The organism is Thioalkalivibrio sulfidiphilus (assembly GCF_000377945.1).
GTDB lineage: Bacteria > Pseudomonadota > Gammaproteobacteria > Ectothiorhodospirales > Ectothiorhodospiraceae > Thioalkalivibrio_A > Thioalkalivibrio_A sulfidiphilus_A.
This window is the reverse complement of record NZ_KB898959.1, coordinates 1-20,873: the sequence shown is the minus strand read 5'-3', so window position 1 is coordinate 20,873 and position 20,873 is coordinate 1. Positions and strand designations below refer to the sequence as shown.

Genomic DNA, 20,873 nt, shown 5'->3' with positions numbered 1-20,873 from the left:
GGAAGGCGCAAAAGACGCGTGCCCCTACCTTTGAATTTTGAATCTTGAATTTTGAATCCTCCTACTCCACCCATTCCCTCGGCTTGAGGAAATGCTCATACAGCCGCGCCTCCGGCGTGCCCGGTTCCGGCTGCCAGTTGTAGCGCCAGCGCACCAGGGGCGGCAGGGACATGAGGATGGACTCGGTGCGCCCGCCGGACTGCAGGCCAAACAGGGTGCCCCGGTCGTAGACCAGGTTGAACTCCACATAGCGGCCCCGTCGGTAGAGCTGGAAGTCCCGCTCCCGCTCCCCGTAGGGGGTGTCCTTGTGCCGCGCCACGATGGGCAGGTAGGCATCCAGGTAGTGATCTCCGATGCTTCGCATGAAGGCGAAGCTCTTCTCGAAGCCCCACTCGTTGAGGTCGTCGAAGAACAGACCGCCCACGCCCCGGGGCTCGTTGCGGTGCTTGAGGAAGAAGTACTCGTCGCACCACTGCTTGTAGCGGGGGTAGACCTCCGGGCCGAAGGGCTCGCAGGCTGACTTCGCCACCCGGTGCCAGTGCACGCAGTCCTCGTCCTCGCCGTAGTAGGGGGTCAGGTCGAAGCCGCCGCCGAACCACCAGATGGGCTCGGCACCCTCCTTCTCGGCGATGAAGAAGCGCACGTTGGCGTGGGAAGTGGGCACGTAGGGGTTGCGCGGATGGATCACCAGGGACACGCCGGTGGCCTGGAAACGCCGGCCCGCCAGTTCCGGGCGATGGGCGGTGGCCGAGGGCGGCAGGCTGGCACCGGTCACATGGGAGAAATTGATGCCCGCCTGTTCGAACACCGCACCCTCGGTGAGCACCCGACTGCGCCCGCCGCCGCCCTCCTCCCGGGTCCAGCTGTCCTCCTTGAACTCAGCCGCGCCATCGGCCCCGGCGATGCCCTGGCAGATGCGGTCCTGCAGACCGGTGAGGTAGTCGATAACGGGTTCGATGCGGGCTTGTTCTGTCATATCGGGTTTTGTCTCTCTTTTCGGCGTGGATGCCCAGCAACGGGGCTTGCTCGTTGACATGTCTGGCAATGCTTGGCCTGTGGGTTGTGTCTGTCCCGCTCCCAGGCAAGGGTATAGCCGCAGCACCTTCCTGTCTCCCCCTCATCAGGGAGACCGCCAGCGGGACAACCTCCTCCAGCAACAGGCGATTGAGCTAGGCCCGCGCCGGGTCCGGATCCGGCACACAGCCATGGGCCTCGATGCCCCGCACGTAGTCCTCGGGCACGTCAAGGAACCGGGCACCGGCAACGATCAGGTCCCGGTACCAGTCGTAGGGCACGGCAGCGGTGTCGATGCGCTCCGGCAGGGCCAGGTAGCGCAGCAGGCTCACGGCAGCAGCACCGCCTGCCCCTCCACCCGCACCGGCACGGGCGACAGGGACTGGCGCTTGCAGGGCCCGGCCACGCACAGGCCGTCCTCGATGCGGAACAGGGCGCCGTGGGTGGCACAGACGATCAGCGCACCCTCGTCGTCCAGGAACTGGTGGTCCTGCCACTCCAGGGGCGTGCCCCTGTGCGGACAGCGGTTGAGATAGGCGCGCACGGTCCTGCCCTGACGCACCACGAAGATGCCCACGGGTCCCTCGCCCAGGTCCACGGTCAGCCCCAGGGCGCCGGTGGCCTCCAGGTCCTTGAGATGGCACAGGGGCTTCACGACGCACCCCCCAGACCGTCCAGGCCCGCCTGGCCCACCTTGCGTCCGGCCAGGCGCACGGCGAAGTCCAGCGCCTCGGGCACGGTGCGCCCGGAGGCCAGGCCGTGGATAAGACCCGCGTTGAAGGTGTCCCCGGCCCCCAGGGTGTCCACCACCCGGGGCGGGGCCACAGCGGGGACGTGGTGCAGCCGCCCCGCCCCGTCCCGGGCCCAGGCCCCGGCCTCGCCCCAGGTACACACCAGGATGGTCTTGCGGCAGCGCCCGCCCATGTCCCTGAGAAACGCCTCGGCGGACTCGAAGCCCCGGCCCCGGGCAAAGGGCCGGGAGAACAGGATCACGTCGGGCAGGCCGAACAGCCGGTCCACCCCCGGGCGTTCCTTCTCCACCTCCAGGGACACCGGCTGATCCACCAGGCGTTCGCGCAGGGTGCGCAGCATGGCACCGGTGATGAAGCCGTCCCGGGCCTCCAGGTGCACCCAGTCCATGCGCTCCACGGGCACCCCCGCCAGGTGCGCGGCGTCCAGTTCCGGCAGATCCCGGTAGTGGACGATAGTGCGCGAACCGTTCCGGGCATTGACGGTGATGTAGGAGCAGGGGGTGCGCCCCTCGCGCCAGGCGCAGTGCTCCAGACCGATGCCCCGTGCGCTGAGCAGACCCGCCAGGCGCTCGCCGTCGGGCTCCCGGGCCAGCACCGCCGCCAGGTCGACCCGGTGACCCAGCTGCGAGAGCACCCAGGCGCTGTTGGCGGCGTTGCCGCCGGGCACCACCCGCTGGGCGCTGGCACGCAGCTCCTCGTCCTCGGCCGGGTACTGGTCCACGGTGTTGACGATATCCAGGGTGGCGATGCCGATGGCGAGGATGTGGGACATGGGGCGTGTGGTTGTGGGCGGGGGAACGGGGGCTTAACCTACCATGAAGTTCTCATCCGTGTAGCCACCCTTCAAGCCCATCCCAGCCATGAGCCACTTTGACACCCCGGAACTGGCCGAAGCGGCCTTCTACGATGCCTTCGAACGGGCCGACCTGGACGCCATGCGTGCCGTCTGGGCGGACGACAAGGGCATCTGCTGCATCCACCCGGGCGGCGAGCGCCTGGACGGGGTGGCGGCGGTGATGGACAGCTGGGCCTCGATACTCGCCGGCGGACCGGTGCTGCGTTTTCGCCTCAGCGACCGGCGGGCGCGGGTGAGTGGCGATCTGGCCGTGCACATCCTGCGGGAGAACCTCTACGTGGACGGTGCCCTGCGGGGCGTGGCCCTGGCCACCAATGTCTATCGCCGGGACGAGTCGGGCTGGCACATGATCCTGCACCACGCCGTCGCCGACCCCAGCCCGCCACAGGTGGAACCGCCCGCGCCCGGCGGGATCCACTGATGCCCCAGCGCTACGCCACCCCGGACGAGGCGGAAGCCGCCTACTACGCCGCCTTCCAGGCGGCGGACCTGGACGCCATGATGGACGTGTGGCTGGAGCACCCGGACATCGTCTGCATGCATCCCGTCGGCGGACACCTGCTGCGCGGCTACCCGGCGGTGCTGGAGGGCTGGCTGCACGTGTTCGCCCGGGAACTGGACATCAAGCTGGAGCTCAAGCACGTGGTGCGCACCGTCACCGCGGATCTGGCTGTGCACAGCGGCGAGGAGCACATCACCCGCTCGGGCGACACCGGGGTGAGCGGCATCATCCGGGTCACCAACGTCTACCAGCGCACCCTGGACGGCTGGCGCATGGTGCAGCACCACGCCTCCCCCGGACCCCGGGAACCCCACGTGGAGGCACCGCCGGACTTCCTGGCGGGCGGCGGCGGGAATCGCACGCATTAAGGCAGTGGCTAGTTGTAAGTGGCTAGTGGCTAGTCTCAAGTGGCAAGGGAAACCACCCTCACCCCGACCCTCTCCCTGAGGGAGAGGGGGTTTTCCCTTGCCACTTGAGACTAGCCACTAGCCACTGCCGTTATTGCTGCGCCGTTCAGGCTCGGGCCTGGGGAAGCGCCACATCAGGATCAGCAGCAGCGGCAGGCCCACCAGGGCCAGGCCTGCGGTCATGGCGAAGAACACCACCCAGTCGCCGTCCAGCTGGTCCACCATCCAGCCGCTGGAGGCGGACAGCCAGATGCGCGCCAGGTTGCCCAGGGACGCCAGCAGGGCGTACTGGGTGGCGGTGTAGACCACGTTGGTGAGGCTGGAGAGGTAGGCCACGAAGGCGACGGTGGCCAGCCCCCCTGTGAAGTTGTCACTCATCACCGCGATCTTGAACACGGTCATGTCGTGCCCGGACATGGCCAGCCAGGAGTAGGTGAGGTTGGTGCTGGCGGCGGCGAAGCCGGCGAGGAACAGGGACTTCATCACCCCCAGGCGGTAGACCAGGTAACCCCCCACCAGGATGCCGAAGGCATTGGCGGCCAGGCCGTAGACCTTGGAGACGTTGGCGATGTCCGTGAGGGAGAAGCCCATCTCCCGGTAGAACACCCCGGACATGCGCCCCAGCATGGCATCGCCGAACTTGAACACGAAGATGAACACCAGGATCAGCACCCAGCCGTCCCGGCGCATGAAGTCGGCAAACGGCGCCACCACCGCGCCGTAGAGCCAGGCGGCCAGGTCCGCCAGGCGTCCGCGCAGCCAGTGCAGGTGGTGCAGGCGCTCGGAGACCCGCCGTTCCCGGGCCAGGGTCTCCTCGGTGGGCCGGGCCCTGGGCTCTGGTGAGACCAGGATGGCGATCACGCCGATGCCAATGGCCAACGCCAGTACCCCGTAGGCCACGTTCCAGCCCAGGCTCGCGGCCAGGTACAGGCCGCCCGCGCCACCCACCAGGGTGCCGCCCAGGTGCCAGCCCCAGATGGCGGCCGCCGAACCGGCGCCGTACTGGTGGGGCTCCAGCACGTCGATGCGGTAGGCGTCGATGACGATGTCCTGGGTGGCGGAGACGAAGGCCACGAACAGGGCTGCCAGGGCCACGGCCATGAGGTTGCCGGAGGGATTGGTGAGCGCCATCAGGCCGATGGCCAGGATCAGCCAGCCCTGGGCGAACAGGGCCCAGCCGCGCCGGCGCCCGAAACGGGCCGTGAGCCAGGGCAGACGCATGCGGTCCACCAGCGGCGCCCACAGGAAGTTGATGGCATAGGGGGTGGTGGCCAGGGCGAACAGGCCGATGTCCGTGCGGCTGACGCCTTCGTCCCGCAGCCAGATGGACAGGTTGCTGAACACCAGTGGCGCCGGCAGGCCCGAGGAAAACCCCAGCGCCAGCAACGTGAGCATGCGCCGGTCGTAGTAGACCCTGAGACTCTCAAGCCAGGCGTTCATGGTCGATGTTGTTACCTATCAAGGGATTCGCCCCAGAGACGCCGAGGTGCAGAGACTGCAAAAGACGGGACAGGATTTACATGATTAACAGGATTTGAGCCAAGTCTTTCAGTTTGTTTGAAATCCTGTAAATCCTGTTAATCCTGTCCAATTGATTTTCTCTGCGCCTCCGCGGCTCTGCGGCAAATCCTTCAGAGATCCGGCGGAAACGGCAGATCGTAATCCATGCTCAGCGGTGCGTGGTCGGAGAAACGCTGCTCGGTATAGATGCTCGCCGAACGGATCTTGTCCTTGAGACCCGGCGTGACCACCTGGTAATCCAGGCGCCAGCCCACGTTCTTGGCCCAGGCCTGGCCCCGGTTGGACCACCAGGTGTACTGGTCCGGTTCCGTGTTGACCACCCGGAAGGCATCCACCCAGCCCAGCTCGTCGAACAGGGTGTCCAACCAGGCGCGCTCCTCGGGCAGGAAGCCGGAGTTCTTCTGGTTGCTCTTCCAGTTCTTCAGGTCGATGGGCTTGTGGGCAATGTTCCAGTCGCCGCACACGATGTATTCCCGGCGCTTGCGCCTCAGGGCCTTCATGTGGCCGAGGAACAGATCCATGAAGCGGAACTTGGCGGACTGGCGTTCCTCGCTGGAGGAACCGGAGGGCAGGTACAGGGAGATCACCGACAGATTGCCAAACTGGGCCTCGATGTAGCGCCCTTCCTGGTCGAACTCCTCGGAACCGAGCCCGGTGATGATGCGATCCGGCCTGCTGCGGCAGTACAGGGCCACACCGCTGTAGCCCTTCTTTTCCGCATCGTAGTAGTAGGTGCTGTAACCCTCCGGCCAGAAGGTCTGATCCCCCAGCTGGTGTTCCTGGGCCTTGGTCTCCTGGATGCAGACCACGTCCGCGTCCTGATCCTTGAGCCAGTTGAAGAAGCCCTTGCGGGCGGCGGAACGGATGCCATTGGCATTGAGGGTGATGATGCGCATGGCTGCGCAGCTTACTGGCACCGGGCCGGCAGGGAAAGTCGCCACGCCCCCCTTGTACCTTTGCCCTTCTACCTTGTACCTTCCACCCCATGAAAACCTACCAGTCCGAATTTCTCGCCTTCTGCCTGGAGCGCGGCGTGCTGCGCTTCGGTGAATTCACCCTCAAGTCCGGCCGGGTCAGCCCGTATTTCTTCAATGCGGGCCTGTTCAACACCGGTTCCGACCTGGCCCGGCTGGGGCGCTTCTACGCCCAGGCCATCAGCGAGTCTGGGGCGCAGTTCGACATGCTGTTCGGCCCCGCTTACAAGGGCATCCCGCTGGCCGCCGCCACCGCCATCGCGCTGGCCGAGCACCACGACCGCGACCTGCCCTGGTGCTTCAACCGCAAGGAGGCCAAGGACCACGGCGAGGGCGGTTCCCTGGTGGGCGCGCCGCTCACCGGCCGGGTGCTGATCGTGGATGACGTGATCACCGCCGGCACCGCCATCCGCGAATCCGTGGACATCATCCGTGCCGCCGGCGCCGAGCCCGTGGGCGTGGTCATCGCGCTCAACCGCCAGGAACGGGGCAAGGGCGAACACTCGGCCATCCAGGAAGTGGAGGCGGAATACGGCCTCAAGGTGATCAACATCGCCTCCCTGGGGGATCTCATCGAGTTCATGCGCGAGCAGGGCGGCCTGGACGAACACCTTAAGGCCGTGGAGGCATACAGGGCACAGTACGGCGTTTAGGAAGGCGCCAGAGGCGAGTTGCTAGAGGCAAGAAAGGACCTTCAAACGCCGCGCAATCGTCTCAGCCACCACACCAGGGCGAAGCCCAGCAGCACACCGGCGCCGTTGGCCAGCATGTCCAGCCATTCGAAGCTGCGGCTCGGGGTGAGGTGCTGGGCCAGCTCGATGGCCACGCCCAGGGCGAATACCCCCGGCAACACCCGCCATACCCGTTGCGGATAGGCCAGCAGGCCCGCCAGGGTCAGCACGGCATAGCCCAGCAGGTGGCCCGCCTTGTCCGACAGGCCCGTGTCGGGGATGTGGGCGGCGGGCATGAGACTGCCCGCGATCAGCAGCAGCACCGTACTCCAGAAGACGAGCCGGCGCACCCCCGTCCAAGAGGCGTCGAACAGCAGCCGGTAGGCGAGGTTTCGGTGCGGCATTATTTCAGGATCAGGCTCAGGCCCACCAGCAGGGTCACCGCCTCGAAGGCGCGCTTGATCCAAAGGTTGCCGTGGCGGATGCCCAGGCTCGCCCCCAGGTAACCGCCGATCAGCGAGCCCGCGATCAGGGCCGGCAGCCAGCTCCAGCGGATCTCCCCGAGCACGCCCAGCACCAGGGCACCGGTACCGTTCCAGAAGATGCCCACCAGCACCAGCGTGTAGGCCACGGCGCGCTTGTAGTCCAGGCCGAACCAGTACACCAGCCACAGGGTGCAGAACAGCCCGGTACCGGAGGTGAGCGAGCCGTTCAGCACCCCGATCAGGAACAGCCCGACACCGCCCAGCAGGTAACCCCGCCGGCTGCGATTTCGCGGCAGATAATCCTGTCCCAGCCCGGGGCTCAGCACCGAATAGAGCCCAAGCCCCATGGTCAGCAGGCCCAGGGCGATTTCCGCTGCCCTTTCAGGCACCTGCAGGATAAAACTGGCGCCGATCATCACCCCGGGCAGACCGGTGATCAGGATGAAGCCTGTAAAGCGGCGCTCGAGTGTGTTTTCCTTGAGGTGGCGCAGGGTTGCGCCCAGGCCCAGCGCGACACTGGCGACCTTGTGGGTAGCCAAAGCCACGCCAAAGGGCAGGCCGAGAAAGATCAGTGCCGGCAACTGCACCAGTCCCGCACCGCCACCGGACAGGGCGGAGAGCAGGTTGGCCATCAGGGCGATGACGAACAGCAGGGTCTGGTCCAGAATAGACAAGGTGCAGGGACGCCAGGCTAGGAATCAGGAGTTCGCGCCCCGCAATCCTGCAGGGCGCGAGAGAGCGTAACACAGGGGTAACCATGAACGTTGTACGCAACATGCTGATCGTCGGGAGCCTAGCGGCCCTCATGGCGGCAACCGCCGCCCAGGCCCAGATGTACCGCTGGACCGACGAGCATGGCGTCGTGCATTACACCGATTCACCGCCGCCCGAGGCCGCGCGCCAGGAACGCCGCGTGATCGACGATCGCGGCATCACGGTGCGTACCCTGGAGCGGGCGCGCACCGAGGAAGAACTGGAGCAGCAGCGCCAGGAACAGGCACGCGCCGAGGCGGAGCGCCAGGCCCGTGAGGAACAGGAACGCCGAGACCGCGTGCTGCTGCAAAGCTTCGGCACCGAGCGTGAACTCCTCAACGCCCGGGACGACCGCCTGGCCATGGTGGACAGCCAGATCAGCATCACCCGCGAGAAGATCCGCACCCTGGAACAGCAGCAGACGAACCTGGAAGAACGGCGCCGCCGGCTTGCCGCCCAGGAGCGCGAGATTCCGGAAGGCCTGGAACAGGACATCGCCTCCACCCAGCGCCAGATCCTGGTACAGCAACGGCACCTGGAAGAACGTCAGCTGGAACGGGAGCGGCTGGTGGAACAGTTCGACGCCGATCTCAAGCGCCTGCGGGAACTCAAGGCGGCGGGAAGGTGATCACTGCGATTTAAAGTTCAAGATTCAACATTCAAAGGAATTGCCCCAGCTTTGAATCTTGAATTTTGAATTTCCCCATTCAACTCCGGATCAGCGTGCCCACGCCCTTGTCCGTGAACAGCTCCAGCAGCACCGCGTGCTCCACCCGCCCGTCGATGATGTGGGCGGTCTTCACGCCGGAATTCACCGCATCCAGGGCGCAGCGGATCTTCGGGATCATGCCGCCGTGGATGGTGCCGTCGGCGATCAGTTCGTCCACCTGCCGGGCGGTCAGCCCGGTGAGCAGCTTGCCCTGTGGATCCAGCACGCCGCTGGTGTTGGTGAGCAGGATGAGTTTCTCCGCGCCCAACACCGTGGCCATCTTGCCCGCCACCAGGTCCGCGTTGATGTTGTAGGCGGTGCCGTCTTCGCCCACGCCGATGGGGGCGATCACCGGGATGAAGTCCCCGGAATCCAGCATGTGCACCACCGCCGGGTCGATGCCCGAGACCTCGCCCACGTGCCCCAGGTCGATGATCTCCGGGGCGTCGGCGTTCTCGGTGGCGCGAACGTGGGCCAGGCGCCGGGCATGGATCAGGCCGCCGTCCTTGCCGGTGAGCCCCACGGCACGGCCACCGTAGCGGTTGATGAGATTGACGATCTCCTTGTTCACCAGCCCGCCCAGCACCATCTGCACCACGTCCATGGTCTCGCTGTCGGTCACCCGCAGCCCGTCCACGAATCGCGATTCCTTGCCGAGCCGTTCCAGCAGCTTGCCGATCTGCGGCCCGCCCCCGTGCACCACCACCGGATTGAGGCCCACCTGCTTGAGCAGCACGATATCCCGGGCAAACCCCTGCTTGAGGTTTTCGTCCACCATGGCGTTGCCGCCGTACTTGATGACGATGGTCTTGCCGGAGAAGCGCTGGATGTAGGGCAGCGCCTCGATGAGGACGCGGGCGGTGGTGGTGGCGGATTGCTGGTTCATAAATCTTCGTTAGCCTGTGAGGGATGCCGACGCTTGGCGGCCATTGTAAAAGAGAAGTAGGGACAGAAGTGCGAAGTGTGAATTGGGAAGTCGGAAGTAAACCACAACTTCTCACTTCCCAATTCACACTTCCTACTTCCTACTTCAGCTCAGTGCCTCCCGGAGGAGCCGAACCCCCCCTCCCCCCGGTGGCTCTCCTCGAAGGACTCCACCACCTGAAACTCCGCCTGCACCACGGGCACGATCACCAGCTGGGCGATGCGCTCGCCGGCCTGGATCACGAAGGGCTCGCGGCCCCGGTTCCAGCAGGAGACGAACAGCTGGCCCTGGTAGTCGGAGTCGATCAGGCCCACCAGGTTGCCCAGCACGATGCCGTGCTTATGGCCCAGGCCCGAACGGGGCAGGATCATGGCCGCCAGTCCCGGATCGGCGATATGGATGGCGATGCCCGTGGGGATGAGCTGGGTATCGCCCGGCGCCAGCGTGAGCGGCCCTTCCACGCAGGCGCGCAGGTCCATGCCGGCGGAACCGGGGGTCGCGTGGGTGGGCAGGGGGATCTCCTTGCCGATGCGGGGGTCGAGGATTTTGACGTCGATCTTCATAAGTCCCATTCAAAATTTAAGATTCAAAATTCAAAGGAGACGGGTTCAGGGGATGCAATGAGATTCATCGAGCGAGCGCTCAACCCTTTGAATCTTGAATATTGAATCTTGAATTCGCCTCATTCGCCTCTCCCATGCGCTCCGCGATCACCGCCACCAGCTGCCGCGCCAGCCGCTCCTTGGGCTGGCGTTCCAGTGTCGTGCCGCCGCCGGGCCAGAGCAGGGTCAGGGCATTCTCGTCCACGTCAAATCCCTGGCCGTTGGAGACATCGTTGGCCGCGATCAGGTCCAGGCCTTTCTTCATCAGCTTGGTGCGGGCGTGGCGCTCCAGGTCCCGGGTCTCGGCGGCAAAGCCGACGGTGAACGGACCCCCGGGCAGGGCGGCCACCGTGGCCAGGATGTCGGGATTGCGTTCAAGCGCGAGGCTCAGGTGCTCGGCCTGCTTCTTGATCTTGTGGGTCTCCACCGAGGCGGCGCGGTAGTCGGCCACGGCTGCGGCGGCCACGAACACGTCGGCCGCACCGGCCCGGGCCATGACCGCCTCCAGCATCTGGGCAGCGGTCTCCACCCGCACCGCCTCGACCCCCTCGGGCACAATCAGGGCCGTCGGGCCGGTGACCAGGGTCACCCGGGCGCCCGCCTCACGGGCGGCGCGGGCCACCGCGTAGCCCATCTTGCCGGAACTGCGGTTGCTGAGATAACGCACCGGGTCCAGGGGCTCACGGGTGGGGCCGGCGGTGACCAGCACCTGCAGGCCGGCCAGGGCGCCGGTGGCGAACACCGCCTCCAGGCCCGCGACCAGCTCCGGCACCTCCAGCATGCGACCCTCGCCGGTCTCGCCGCAGGCCTGGCTGCCCGATCCCGGACCCAGCAGGCGCACACCCCGCTCGGCCAGGGTCTGCACATTGGCCCGGGTGGCGGGGTTGGCCCACATGGCCTGGTTCATGGCCGGTGCCACGCACAGGGGCGCGCGGCTGGCCAGGCACAGGGTGGACAGCAGCTCATCGGCCTGACCCTGGGCCAGGCGCGCCAGAAAATCCGCCGTGGCCGGGGCCACCAGGATGGCGTCCGCCCAGCGGGCCAGCGCGATGTGGTCCATGCCTGCCTCCGCCTCCGGGTCGAACAGGGCGGTACGCACCGGCTGCCCGGACAGGGCCTGGAAGGTGAGCGGCGTGACAAACTCCGTGGCGGAGCGGGTCATCACCACCCGCACCTCCGCCCCGGCATCGCGCAGCCGCCGGGTCAGCTCGCAGGCCTTGTAGGCCGCGATGCCGCCGGTGACCCCGAGCAGGATGCGTTTCTGGGCAAGCGTGGACATCCCACCAGTCTATGGCCGGGCGGCGGGTTTGGGAACCTTGGTTTGTTGGCCTGAAAGTCAAAAGCCGGAACGCAAAGGGCGCAAAGGTCTCGCAAAGGACGCGAAGGAAAATCTTGAGATGGAAAAAACCATGGCGCCGTTCGCGAAAACCTTCGCGTGCCACGTGGTTCGCTGTCAGGCTTTTAAACCCAGGCACCCGATCAGGTATGCTGCGCGCATATCCGATCCGGCGCCCCCCATGAGCTACGCCTACCCGCCCCGCTTCCAGCAGACCCGCTGGACCATCTACTCCCTGCTCATCCTGGCCTACATGCTGGTGTTCTTTCACCGCATGGCGCCGGGCGTGGTGGCCGGGGACCTGTCCGCCGCCTTCGGCATCAGCGCCGCCGCGCTGGGTTCCCTGGCGGCCATGTATTACTACATCTACACCGCCATGCAGATCCCCGCCGGCGTGCTGGCGGACACCCTGGGGGCCCGCTACGCGGTGATGCTGGGCAACCTGGTCGCCGGGGTGGGCTCCATCACCTTCGGCCTGGCGGAGACCTTCGCGGTGGCGAGCACGGGCCGCTTCCTGGTGGGGCTCGGGGTCTCGGTGGTGTTCGTGGGGCTCATGAAGAGCAACAGCGTGTGGTTCAGCGAGCGCAACTACGGCACCATCAGCGGCGTCACCCTGCTGCTGGGCAACCTGGGGGCCATCGCCGCCACCGGCCCCCTGGCCCTGGTGCTGGTGCACTACGAATGGCGCAGCGTGTTCGTGGCCCTGGGCGTGGTGGCGATCGGGCTGGCCCTGGCCTCCTGGTGGAAGGTGCGCAACCGCCCCGAGGATCTGGGCTTTCCCTCGGTGCGCGAGATGGAAGGCCTGCCCGCCCACGCGCCGCGCCAGCAGCACTGGCTCCGGGATCTGAGGGATGTGATCGCCCACCGGCGCCTCTGGCCCGGCTTCGTCTACGATTTCGGGGTGACCGGCTCCCTGTTCGGCTTCGTGGGCCTGTGGGCCATCCCCCTGCTGCGGGACGTGCACGGCCTGAGCCGCGGCGATGCCTCCGGCTACACCACCGCCGCCATGGTCGCCTTCGCCCTGGGCTGCCTGGTGGCGGGCAGCTTCTCCGACCGCCTGGGCCGGCGCCGTCCGGTGCTCACCGGCGGGGCACTGGCCTATGCATCCGTCTGCGCCGCCTTCCTGTTCCTGCCCTGGGGCCCGGGCGCCTCCGGCTACCTCCTGTTCACCGCCCTGGGCCTGTCCGCCGGCTGTTTCGTGGTGGCCTACGCCCAGGCCAAGGAGGTCACCGCCCCCGCCCTCTCCGGCATGGCCATCGCCCTGGTGAACACCGGCCTGTTCCTCGGCGCCGCCCTGTTCCAGCCCCTGTTCGGCTGGGTGCTGGACCTGGGCTGGGACGGGCAGACGGTCGCCGGCGTGCCGGTCTACGGCCTGGCCGACTACCGACACGGCCTCCTGCTGCTGCTCGGCTTCGCCGGCCTGGCGGTGCTCGCCAGCCTGTTCTTCACCGAGACCCGCTGCCGGAACATCACCGTCAAAGGCTGATTCAAAGTTGCAGATTCAAGATTCAAAGAAGGGCTGGACATGCCCCTTTGAATCTTGAATATTGAATATTGAATATCGCATATGGAGGTGCGTTCATGCCCATCACCGACTGGCCCGCCGACGAGCGTCCGCGGGAGAAGCTCCTGAGCCGCGGCGCGGCGGCCCTGTCCGATGCCGAACTGCTGGCCATCTTTCTGCGCACTGGCGTGGCCGGCAAGACCGCCGTGGATCTCGCCCGGGAACTGCTGTCGCGATTCGGCGGCCTGCGCCCGCTGTTGCAGGCAGACCTTGTCAGCTTCTCTTCTGCCCGGGGCTTGGGCTCGGCCAAGTACGCCCAGCTCCAGGCCGTGCTGGAGATGGGCCGCCGGCACCTCTCTGAAAGCCTTGCCCGGGGCGATGCCCTCACCAGCCCCGACGACACCCGCCGTTTCCTCGCGGCGCGCCTGCGGGACTACCCCTTCGAGGTGTTCGCCTGCCTGTTCCTGGACAACCGCCACCGGGTGATCGCCTTCGAGGAGCTTTTCCGGGGCACCATCGACGGCGCCAGCGTGCATCCCCGGGAGGTGGTACGCCGGGCGCTGGCCCACAACGCCGCCGCGCTGATCCTGGCCCACAACCATCCCTCCGGCGTGGCCGAGCCCTCGCGCTCAGACGAGGCCATCACCCGGCGCCTGCGCGAGGCCCTGGCCCTGGTGGACATCCGGGTGCTGGATCACGTGGTGGTGGGGGATTCGCTGGTGTCCTTTGCCGAGCGGGGCTTGCTCTAGCCCGAATAACACACCAGCCACCTAGCGCGATGCCTGCCGTCTCTCGACCTGCCTCGCTGAGCCATAGGGCGGGCCGTGCCCGCCTGCTGACCACAAACCTGCGGGTAACGGCGGGCATGGCCCGCCCTATGGTGACGCTTCTTCTGGAAGACGGCGGCCAGCGTTCTGGCCCAGGCTGACTTGCACTGTGCTTCAGTGCTGCCTGACCCGGCTGCGCCCGGTCTCCAGAAAACCCAAGAGATCGCTGGCCGGCATGGCGCGGGAGTGGAGCCAGCCCTGGTAGGCGTCGCAACCCAGGCCGTCCAGGAAGCTGAGCTGCGCTTCGGTCTCCACGCCCTCGGCCACCACGCGCAGGTCCAGGCTGTGACCCAGTTGCACGATGGCGCGCAGGATCATGTCCGCCTGACGGCCGCTGCCGATGTCCTGCACGAAGGAGCGGTCGATCTTGAGCCGGTCGATGGGCAGGTCCTTCAGATAGGCCAGGGAAGAATAGCCCGTGCCGAAGTCATCCAGGGCGATGCTCACGCCCAGGGCCTTGAGCCCTTGCAGCTGCTGGCTGGCCAGGCCCACGTCCGCCATGGCCACGGTCTCGGTGACCTCCACATCCAGGCGATCGGGCGACGCACCACTGGCCTTAAGGGCGGCGCGCAGCTTGTCCACCAGGTCCTGCTGGCGGAACTGCATGGCGGACAGGTTGATGGACACCCGCAGGGACAGGCCCTGGGCCGCGAAACGTGCCGCCTGCTCGCAGGCCGCGCGCAGCACCCAGTCGCCCAGGGGTACGATCAGGCCGTTGGCCTCGGCGGCGGGCACAAAACGCGCCGGCGAGACCGGACCCAGCTCCTCGTCATGCCAGCGCAGCAGGGCCTCGGCCCCGATGATCTCGCCGCTGGCCACGTCCACCAGGGGCTGGTAATGCAGCTGGAAGCGCTCCTGTGCCAAGGCACACTTGAGGCGTTCCACCAGACGCTGTTCCTCGTGCACCTGGCTATCAAGCCGCTCGGAGAAGAAGGCGTAGGTGTTGCGCCCGCTCTGCTTGGCCTCGTACATGGCCATGTCGGCATAGCGCACCAGGGTCTCTTCGTCGGTCCCGTCGTCGGGATACAGAGCGATGCCCAGGCTCGCGCTGGCATTGATCACATGCCCCTCGCGGATCTGGATGGGGCGCTCGAAGGTCTTGAGGATATTGCCAGCCACGGCGGCCAGATCGGTCTCCCGGCAGACGTCGGACAACAGGATGATGAATTCATCACCGCCGAACCGGGCGACGGTGTCTTCCCCGCGCAGCGACCCGGTGAGCCTGCGCGCCACCTCCTGCAGCACCGCATCACCCTCCAGGTGACCCATGCTGTCGTTGACCAGCTTGAAGTTGTCCAGGTCCAGCAACATAACCGCCACCTTGGTCCCATGACGCCCTGCGTGGGCCAGGGCCTGGGCCAGGCGATCGGCCAGCAAGAGGCGGTTAGGCAGGCCCGTCAGTTCATCGTGAGTGGCCTGGTGCCGAATGCGCTCCTCGTGGTCCCTGCGTTCGGTGATGTCCCGGATGAACGCGGTGACACGCTTGCCGGCTTCATCCTCGAAGGTGTTGAGGCTCACGTCCAGGGGAAACTCGCTGCCGTCCCGTCGCATGCCCACCAGGTCCGCGACCTTGCCCATGGCCCTGGGCCGCCAGTTCTCCATCAGGGACTCCCGGTGCGCCTCGTGCTGGGCCCGGTAGCGCTCGGGCATCAGACACTCCACCGGCCTGCCCACCAGTTCCTCCGCCGGGTAGCCGAACATGGCTTCCATGTTGCGGTTGGCCAGCAGGATCCGGCCCTGGGCGTCAGTGACGACCACGCCGTCCGGCGCGGTGTCCACCAGCTGGTGGTAGCGGCGCTCCCGCGCCTCGATCACCTGGCGGGCGGCCTCCAGCCGTTCCACCGGCCGGTGCACGCTCTCCAGGAACATGCCCCGGTAGATCAGCAGGTAGGCCATGACCTTGTAGACGTGTCCCAGCACGAACAGGGTATCGGTGAGATCCCGGTAGATCATGAAATACAGTTCGCTGGCGATGATGAGCACCAGGGCGCCCGCCAGCAGACCCATGCCGGAGCGACGCCGGATCTCCGGGTGCAGGGCCATGATGCCCAACGTCAGGACGTGCAGGGCGATGACCAGGGCCTCCAGGGACACCTTGAGGCCGGTCAGACCCTCGCCGGGCAGGAACAGGGCCGGCACCCAGTGGGGCCGCCAGATGCCCACGTAGGCCACGCCGGCCACCAGCACCAGCGCGCCGATCAGGAACAGGCGCCGGTGCACCCGCTCCTCGTGGCTGCTGGACGGTAGGATGACGTACAGCAGGATGGCCACGGCGGCCACCAGGCGCGCCGCCAGCCAGAAGATCAGGGTCTTGTGGGAGGTGTTGGGCGTGACCAGGTCCGGCATGCCCGGGTAGGCCATCAGGTGCAGGAAATCCAGCAGCCCCACCGCCAGAAAGGCACAGGCCAGCATCAGGGAGGCACAGGCGCGGTGTTCGTCGAGCACGTGATAGCCCACGGCGAACACCAGGATCGCCACTGCCACGGCGAACATCTCCACCGCCGTGTGGAAGGCCACCATGTGCCTGGCAGGAATCACCTGGGGCAGTTCCGCGCCCGTAAGCCACACCAGGATGGGGATCAACAGAAGGATCAGCAACGCCACTGCGGGGCCCAGGGCGAAGGGGCCCAGCGACAAGGCCGGCTTCAGGCTTGGTGGCATGTTGTCTCCCCAGGCATGCCCGGGACGGGCTGAACCTGTCCCGACACATGAAATCCATTTACCGACCCCCTGAATTTCGGGGGTTTTTTTCCAATCTTGCCCAAAAACCATATCGAATGGAATGTTTTGTCTGATCCGGGCCGCCCCCAGGCGACGCATGGTCGCTGCGGCCGGTCGAGCGGCCAGATGACGACAGGTATCAGCGCGGCGGCGGATCGGCGAGGAATCGCTCCGCCTCGCTCACCATGTCCCGGGACCCCACAAAGAACGGCACCCGCTCATGCAGGTCCACGGGCTTGCGCTCCAGGATGCGGCCAACCCCATCGCTGGCCCGGCCGCCGGCCTGCTCCGCCACGAAGGCGATGGGGTTGCACTCGTAGACCAGGCGCAGCTTGCCCTTGGGCGCCGCACCGGTGGGCGGGTAGATGAAGATGCCGCCCTTGAGCAGGTTGCGGTGGAAATCGGAGACCAGGGAGCCGATGTAGCGGGAGGTGTAGGGACGGCCGGTGGCCGGATCGTCCTTCTGGCAATGGCGGATGTAGGCCTTCACGCCCTCGGGAAAGTGCACGTGATTGCCCTCGTTGAGGGTGATGACCCGGTAGCTGCGGCCGTGGATGCTCATGCCGGTCTCTCCCGCTGATGACGGATGCGGCGCGCTGGCAGGTCCGGGACGGACACGTTCAGCGCCAACAAAAAGGGCAGCGGAGTGTCCCCCGCTGCCCTTTGAGTATAGGACCGTCCCGGATCAGGCCCTGATTTAACCCTTGCGTGGCTTGGACAGGGTCTTTCTCGGCGCCGGCTTGCGCGCGGCGGAGCCGGCGGGTCGCCTGGGTCCCTTGGGACCCCGTTTGTGCGCCTGGGCGGGGGATGGCTCGCCGAAGGGGCGCAGACCCAGCTTGCGGCCGCACACCCAGACCCCCTGCAGGTGCTTGAGCAGGGGGCGGGGCATGTCGGCGGGCAGGTCCACGGTGGTGGTCTCGTCGCCGATGTCGATGTGGCCGATGTACTGGCTGTCCAGACCCGCCTCGTTGGCGATGGCACCCACCAGGTTGCCGGGCTTCAGGCCGTGGGCATGACCCACGTCCACCACGAAGCGCTCCATGGCCACGTCGGGCTGGCCCTTGAGCGGCAGCGGCGCCTCCGAATGAGCGCCCGACTTGCGCGGCCTGGGCTTCTCCGCGCGGCCGGTGTCGCGCTCCGGGCGGGGCGTGAACTCGGCGCGGGGCGGCGGCGGGGCGCGTTCGTCCAGCAGTAGGGGCTCCTTGCCCTGGGCGAGCCGGGCCAGGGCGGCGGCGATCTCCAGGGGCTCTGCACCGGTCTCCTGCTGGTAGTCCGTCACCAGTTCCAGGAACGGCTCCAGGTCGTCGGAACCCAGTGCCTCGTTGATGCGTTCCTTGAAGCGGGCGATGCGCTGGGCGTTGACGTCGCCGGCGGTGGGCATGTGCATGGGCTCGATGGGCTGGCGGGTGGCCCGTTCGATGGCCTTGAGCATGCGTTGCTCCCGGGGCGCCACGAACAGGATCGCCTCGCCGGTGCGCCCGGCGCGGCCGGTGCGTCCGATGCGATGCACGTAGGATTCGGTGTCGTGGGGGATGTCGTAGTTCAGCACATGGCTGATGCGCTCCACGTCCAGGCCCCGGGCCACCACGTCGGTGGCCACCAGGATGTCCAGCTGGCCCTTCTTGAGACGCTCCACCACTCGCTCACGCTGGTTCTGGGGGACATCACCGTTCAGGGCCTCGCAGGCATGGCCCCGGGCGGTGAGCCGCTCGGCCAGCTCCACCGTCTCGGTCTTGGTACGCACGAAGATGAGCATGGCGTCGAAGGGCTCGGTCTCCAGCAACCGGGTGAGCGCATCCAGCTTGTGCAGCCCGCTGACCCGCCAGTAGCGCTGGCGGATGGTGGTGGCCGTGGTGGTGGCGGAACGGATGCGCACCTCGGCCGGCTCTTTCAGGTGGGTGTGGGCCACCCGGCGGATCACCTCGGGCATGGTGGCCGAGAACAGGGCCACCTGGCGGGAGGCCGGGGTCTGCTCCAGGATCCACTCCACGTCGTCGATAAAACCCATGCGCAGCATCTCGTCCGCCTCGTCCAGCACCAGGGTGCGCAGGGCGTCGAGCTTGAGGGTGCCGCGGCGCATGTGGTCCATGACGCGGCCCGGCGTGCCCACCACCACCTGGGCGCCCCGACTCAGCTGTTTGAGCTGGATGCCGTAAGGCTGGCCGCCGTAGATGGGCAGCACGTGGAAGCCGGGCAGGTGCCGGGCGTAGGTCTGGAAGGCCTCCGCCACCTGGATGGCCAGTTCGCGGGTGGGCGCCAGCACCAGCACCTGGGTGCGGTTGTCCTTGAGATCCAGGCGCGACAGGGCGGGCAGGGCGAAGGCGGCGGTCTTGCCGGTGCCGGTCTGGGCCTGGCCCAGCAGGTCGCGTCCGGCCAGCAGCGGCGGGATGCCCTCGGCCTGGATGGGCGTGGGCGCTTCATAGCCCGTATCGGTCAGGGCCTTCAGAACGGCGGGGTTCAGGCCAAGGGCGTCAAAGCCGGCCACGGTGTCATTGTCGGTATTCAATTTGAGGTGATCCAGGGGGCGCGGAAGCGCCGCGATGATGGGAAGACTGGGGACATTATAGGGGGTTCGGCGCCCGTTTGCCGGGGCTTTTGACGCCGTGGATGGGTTGGGCCACACTCGCGGGGTTTGGTTCAACCCCTGATAACAATAATCCGGCTCGGTGGAGGTACGGGATGACATACGGCATGGCGGAAGACCTGGGCAAACTCATCCTGCGCGTCAGCCTCGGCGTGCTGTTCCTGATGCACGGCATCCACAAGATCTTCAACGGCGTGAGCGGCATCGAGGGCATGCTCCAGGGTGTCGGCCTGCCCGGTTTCATCGCCTACGGCGTGTACGTGGGCGAGGTGCTGGCGCCGATCCTGGTGATCCTCGGCTGGCACGCCCGCATCGGCGCAGCGCTGATCGTCTTCACCATGGTGGTGGCCATCGCCCTGGCCCATCCCCACCAGCTGTTCGACCTGACCCGCCACGGCGGCTGGGCCCTGGAACTGCAGGGTCTGTTCCTGTTCGGTGCCGTGGCCATCGCGTTCATGGGGCCGGGCAGACTGAGCGTCAACAACAGGTAAGGAAGGGGATAGGCGTGAGGTGATAGGTGTGTAGTTGGACAGGTTGCCTTGCCGACGCCTCACGCCTCACGCCTCACGCCTCACAATCGATAAAACCCTTTCTCCTGACTGGTCGCCCCGCGCAAGGTACACACCTTCGCCGCGAATCCGGCGGCACGATCCAGGATCTCCTCCCAATCCCAGCCGTGCATCAGGCCCATGAGCGTCACGGCGCTGAAGGCGTCGCCCGCGCCCACGGTGTCCACCAGACCGTCCACGGGGGGCGCGCTTCGGGACAACATGCGTCCCTCGCGGCTCACCACCAGGGCGCCCTCCGCTGCGCGGGTGACGATCAGTGCAGCCAGATCGAAGCGTTGCAGGCAGTGCCACGCCTTTGATTTCAGCCCCTCGCCATCGTCTTTGACCAGGGCATCCAGTTCCTGCTCGTTGAGCTTGACCCAGGTGGCGCCTTGCATGAGTTCGTGGACACCGCGCGCATCCCACCAGGGCGCACGCAGGTTCACGTCCAGGAACACCCTTGCGCGAAGATGCTCGCGCAGAGCGAGCAACGTGTCGCGGGATTGCCGCTGACGCAGCGCCAGGCTGCCGTGATAGAGGATGGCCTGTTCACGCCCCGCCACGGCCTTGAGGGCCGGTTCACGGGCGATATGGTCGTAGGCCTGATCGGGAACGATCTCGTAGCTGGGCTCGTCGTTTTCGATGCGCACCTGCACGGTGCCGGTGGGATGCAGTGGGTCCTGCTGCAATCCGGACAGATCCATGCCCCACGCGGACAGGGTGCGTCGCACCTCGGCACCGTTGTCATCCTCACCCACGGCACCCACGAACAGCGGCGCCTGTCCCAGACCGTGCAGGTTCCAGGCAACATTGAAGGGGGCACCGCCCAGGACGCGACGGTCAGGGAAACAATCGAACAGGACCTCGCCGAACACGACGGGGCCCGGAGGCGTGCGCTTGGCAGTCATGCCAACAGCTTACGGGGGTAGGGCGGCAAGGGCAAAGGGGGTTTGTCAGTTGTCAGTTGTCAGTTGTCAGTTGTCAGTTGTCAGTTGTCAGTTGTCAGTTGTCAGTTGTCAAAAGACTGAATCACACGGACGTCGCGTCAAGGGTTTTTCAACAACGGACAACTGACCACTGACCAATAACAACCTTCAATGCAACACACAGCGATTACGCCCGGAATTCTTCGCCTCGTACAAGGCGCGGTCGGCATTGTCGAAGGCGGTCTCCGGGGTGTCG

General features: G+C 66.7%; 22 protein-coding genes. 7 read left to right on the top strand and 15 right to left on the bottom strand.

Annotated elements, in window-relative coordinates:
• Window positions 1-61: 61 nt before the first annotated feature.
• The 4 genes from hemF to D580_RS0113095 all read right to left on the bottom strand — a co-directional run bounded on the left by hemF (window position 62) and on the right by D580_RS0113095 (window position 2,538).
• Window positions 62-976: an oxygen-dependent coproporphyrinogen oxidase gene (hemF, locus tag D580_RS0113110; protein WP_018954828.1), complete on the bottom strand. Its 915-nt coding sequence runs from the start codon at window positions 974-976 to the stop codon at window positions 62-64.
• Between the two features lie 193 nt (window positions 977-1,169).
• Window positions 1,170-1,346, bottom strand: a complete 177-nt coding sequence (locus D580_RS15630) for a hypothetical protein (RefSeq protein WP_018954827.1) — start codon at window positions 1,344-1,346, stop codon at window positions 1,170-1,172.
• On the bottom strand, window positions 1,343-1,669 hold the full coding sequence (locus D580_RS0113100) for a Rieske (2Fe-2S) protein (RefSeq protein ID WP_018954826.1): 327 nt from the start codon (window positions 1,667-1,669) through the stop codon (window positions 1,343-1,345). Before D580_RS0113100 ends, D580_RS15630 begins: the two co-directional genes overlap by 4 nt.
• Window positions 1,666-2,538, bottom strand: a complete 873-nt coding sequence (locus D580_RS0113095) for a PfkB family carbohydrate kinase (protein WP_018954825.1) — start codon at window positions 2,536-2,538, stop codon at window positions 1,666-1,668. Before D580_RS0113095 ends, D580_RS0113100 begins: the two co-directional genes overlap by 4 nt.
• Window positions 2,539-2,626: 88 nt before the next feature.
• On the opposite strand from D580_RS0113095, the gene D580_RS0113090 reads away from it, so the two are divergent.
• Together D580_RS0113090 and D580_RS0113085 are read left to right on the top strand one after the other, a co-directional pair.
• The gene (locus tag D580_RS0113090; protein WP_018954824.1) at window positions 2,627-3,043 is read left to right on the top strand and encodes a YybH family protein; all 417 of its coding nucleotides are present in this window, start codon (window positions 2,627-2,629) and stop codon (window positions 3,041-3,043) included.
• Window positions 3,043-3,492, top strand: coding sequence for a YybH family protein (locus tag D580_RS0113085; RefSeq protein ID WP_018954823.1), 450 nt, complete (start codon window positions 3,043-3,045; stop codon window positions 3,490-3,492). The genes D580_RS0113090 and D580_RS0113085 overlap by 1 nt, the downstream gene beginning before the upstream one ends.
• A 117-nt stretch (window positions 3,493-3,609) precedes the next feature.
• On the opposite strand, the gene D580_RS0113080 is transcribed toward D580_RS0113085, so the two are convergent.
• Window positions 3,610-4,971 (bottom strand): AmpG family muropeptide MFS transporter, encoded by a 1,362-nt coding sequence (locus D580_RS0113080; RefSeq protein ID WP_018954822.1) that lies wholly within the window; start codon window positions 4,969-4,971, stop codon window positions 3,610-3,612.
• 191 nt (window positions 4,972-5,162) lie between these two features.
• Complete coding sequence (locus D580_RS0113075; RefSeq protein ID WP_018954821.1) at window positions 5,163-5,948, bottom strand: exodeoxyribonuclease III; 786 nt, start codon at window positions 5,946-5,948, stop codon at window positions 5,163-5,165.
• An 89-nt stretch (window positions 5,949-6,037) separates the two neighbouring features.
• On the opposite strand from D580_RS0113075, the gene pyrE reads away from it, so the two are divergent.
• Window positions 6,038-6,679, top strand: a complete 642-nt coding sequence (gene pyrE, locus D580_RS0113070) for an orotate phosphoribosyltransferase (RefSeq protein WP_018954820.1) — start codon at window positions 6,038-6,040, stop codon at window positions 6,677-6,679.
• Window positions 6,680-6,720: 41 nt separating this feature from the next.
• Here pyrE and D580_RS0113065 read toward each other — a convergent pair whose 3' ends face one another.
• A complete protein-coding gene (locus tag D580_RS0113065; RefSeq protein ID WP_018954819.1) occupies window positions 6,721-7,101 on the bottom strand; it encodes a VanZ family protein in 381 nt (126 codons plus the stop codon).
• Window positions 7,101-7,856, bottom strand: a complete 756-nt coding sequence (locus D580_RS0113060; RefSeq protein WP_018954818.1) for a sulfite exporter TauE/SafE family protein — start codon at window positions 7,854-7,856, stop codon at window positions 7,101-7,103. Before D580_RS0113060 ends, D580_RS0113065 begins: the two co-directional genes overlap by 1 nt.
• A gap of 83 nt (window positions 7,857-7,939) precedes the next feature.
• On the opposite strand from D580_RS0113060, the gene D580_RS0113055 reads away from it, so the two are divergent.
• Entirely contained in the window at window positions 7,940-8,563 is a 624-nt protein-coding gene (locus tag D580_RS0113055) for a DUF4124 domain-containing protein (RefSeq protein WP_026289973.1), read from the top strand.
• Between the two features lie 79 nt (window positions 8,564-8,642).
• On the opposite strand, the gene argB is transcribed toward D580_RS0113055, so the two are convergent.
• The 3 genes from argB to coaBC form a co-directional block, all read right to left on the bottom strand.
• A complete protein-coding gene (gene argB / locus D580_RS0113050; protein WP_018954816.1) occupies window positions 8,643-9,530 on the bottom strand; it encodes an acetylglutamate kinase in 888 nt (295 codons plus the stop codon).
• A 149-nt stretch (window positions 9,531-9,679) separates the two neighbouring features.
• Window positions 9,680-10,132 carry a dUTP diphosphatase gene (dut, locus tag D580_RS0113045; protein ID WP_012636695.1) on the bottom strand — a complete coding sequence of 151 codons (453 nt, stop codon included), beginning with the start codon at window positions 10,130-10,132 and terminating at the stop codon, window positions 9,680-9,682.
• A 79-nt stretch (window positions 10,133-10,211) separates the two neighbouring features.
• On the bottom strand, window positions 10,212-11,450 hold the full coding sequence (coaBC, locus tag D580_RS0113040) for a bifunctional phosphopantothenoylcysteine decarboxylase/phosphopantothenate--cysteine ligase CoaBC (protein WP_018954815.1): 1,239 nt from the start codon (window positions 11,448-11,450) through the stop codon (window positions 10,212-10,214).
• A gap of 238 nt (window positions 11,451-11,688) precedes the next feature.
• On the opposite strand from coaBC, the gene D580_RS0113035 reads away from it, so the two are divergent.
• Both D580_RS0113035 and radC read left to right on the top strand, forming a co-directional pair.
• On the top strand, window positions 11,689-12,993 hold the full coding sequence (locus D580_RS0113035; protein ID WP_018954814.1) for an MFS transporter: 1,305 nt from the start codon (window positions 11,689-11,691) through the stop codon (window positions 12,991-12,993).
• Between the two features lie 95 nt (window positions 12,994-13,088).
• Entirely contained in the window at window positions 13,089-13,760 is a 672-nt protein-coding gene (gene radC, locus D580_RS0113030) for a RadC family protein (protein WP_018954813.1), read from the top strand.
• 192 nt (window positions 13,761-13,952) lie between these two features.
• On the opposite strand, the gene D580_RS15625 is transcribed toward radC, so the two are convergent.
• From D580_RS15625 to D580_RS0113015, 3 genes are all read right to left on the bottom strand, one after another.
• Window positions 13,953-16,499, bottom strand: coding sequence for an EAL domain-containing protein (locus D580_RS15625; protein WP_051081819.1), 2,547 nt, complete (start codon window positions 16,497-16,499; stop codon window positions 13,953-13,955).
• A 199-nt stretch (window positions 16,500-16,698) separates the two neighbouring features.
• Entirely contained in the window at window positions 16,699-17,121 is a 423-nt protein-coding gene (locus D580_RS0113020; protein ID WP_018954811.1) for a class 1 fructose-bisphosphatase, read from the bottom strand.
• Window positions 17,122-17,256: 135 nt separating this feature from the next.
• Window positions 17,257-19,065 carry a DEAD/DEAH box helicase gene (locus tag D580_RS0113015; RefSeq protein WP_018954810.1) on the bottom strand — a complete coding sequence of 603 codons (1,809 nt, stop codon included), beginning with the start codon at window positions 19,063-19,065 and terminating at the stop codon, window positions 17,257-17,259.
• 173 nt (window positions 19,066-19,238) lie between these two features.
• Between D580_RS0113015 and D580_RS0113010 the strand changes: the two genes are divergently transcribed.
• Window positions 19,239-19,634 (top strand): DoxX family protein, encoded by a 396-nt coding sequence (locus D580_RS0113010; protein WP_018954809.1) that lies wholly within the window; start codon window positions 19,239-19,241, stop codon window positions 19,632-19,634.
• 80 nt (window positions 19,635-19,714) lie between these two features.
• Here the strand turns inward: D580_RS0113010 and D580_RS0113005 are convergent, their stop codons facing one another.
• Window positions 19,715-20,599: a carbohydrate kinase family protein gene (locus tag D580_RS0113005; RefSeq protein ID WP_038043719.1), complete on the bottom strand. Its 885-nt coding sequence runs from the start codon at window positions 20,597-20,599 to the stop codon at window positions 19,715-19,717.
• Between the last annotated feature and the right edge of the window lie 274 nt (window positions 20,600-20,873).

Excerpts from the sequence above, each read along its gene's own strand:
- D580_RS0113005 (WP_038043719.1), bottom strand. The coding sequence starts at position 20,599 with ATGACTGCCAAGCGCACGCCTCCGGGCCCCGTCGTGTTCGGCGAGGTC.
- D580_RS0113090 (WP_018954824.1), top strand. The coding sequence starts at position 2,627 with ATGAGCCACTTTGACACCCCGGAACTGGCCGAAGCGGCCTTCTACGAT.
- pyrE (WP_018954820.1), top strand. The coding sequence starts at position 6,038 with ATGAAAACCTACCAGTCCGAATTTCTCGCCTTCTGCCTGGAGCGCGGC.
- dut (WP_012636695.1), bottom strand. The coding sequence starts at position 10,132 with ATGAAGATCGACGTCAAAATCCTCGACCCCCGCATCGGCAAGGAGATC.
- coaBC (WP_018954815.1), bottom strand. The coding sequence starts at position 11,450 with ATGTCCACGCTTGCCCAGAAACGCATCCTGCTCGGGGTCACCGGCGGC.
- D580_RS0113055 (WP_026289973.1), top strand. The coding sequence starts at position 7,940 with ATGAACGTTGTACGCAACATGCTGATCGTCGGGAGCCTAGCGGCCCTC.
- D580_RS0113020 (WP_018954811.1), bottom strand. The coding sequence starts at position 17,121 with ATGAGCATCCACGGCCGCAGCTACCGGGTCATCACCCTCAACGAGGGC.
- D580_RS0113010 (WP_018954809.1), top strand. The coding sequence starts at position 19,239 with ATGACATACGGCATGGCGGAAGACCTGGGCAAACTCATCCTGCGCGTC.
- D580_RS15625 (WP_051081819.1), bottom strand. The coding sequence starts at position 16,499 with ATGCCACCAAGCCTGAAGCCGGCCTTGTCGCTGGGCCCCTTCGCCCTG.
- D580_RS0113065 (WP_018954819.1), bottom strand. The coding sequence starts at position 7,101 with ATGCCGCACCGAAACCTCGCCTACCGGCTGCTGTTCGACGCCTCTTGG.
- D580_RS0113080 (WP_018954822.1), bottom strand. The coding sequence starts at position 4,971 with ATGAACGCCTGGCTTGAGAGTCTCAGGGTCTACTACGACCGGCGCATG.
- argB (WP_018954816.1), bottom strand. The coding sequence starts at position 9,530 with ATGAACCAGCAATCCGCCACCACCACCGCCCGCGTCCTCATCGAGGCG.
- D580_RS0113035 (WP_018954814.1), top strand. The coding sequence starts at position 11,689 with ATGAGCTACGCCTACCCGCCCCGCTTCCAGCAGACCCGCTGGACCATC.
- D580_RS0113075 (WP_018954821.1), bottom strand. The coding sequence starts at position 5,948 with ATGCGCATCATCACCCTCAATGCCAATGGCATCCGTTCCGCCGCCCGC.
- radC (WP_018954813.1), top strand. The coding sequence starts at position 13,089 with ATGCCCATCACCGACTGGCCCGCCGACGAGCGTCCGCGGGAGAAGCTC.
- D580_RS0113095 (WP_018954825.1), bottom strand. The coding sequence starts at position 2,538 with ATGTCCCACATCCTCGCCATCGGCATCGCCACCCTGGATATCGTCAAC.
- D580_RS0113085 (WP_018954823.1), top strand. The coding sequence starts at position 3,043 with ATGCCCCAGCGCTACGCCACCCCGGACGAGGCGGAAGCCGCCTACTAC.
- hemF (WP_018954828.1), bottom strand. The coding sequence starts at position 976 with ATGACAGAACAAGCCCGCATCGAACCCGTTATCGACTACCTCACCGGT.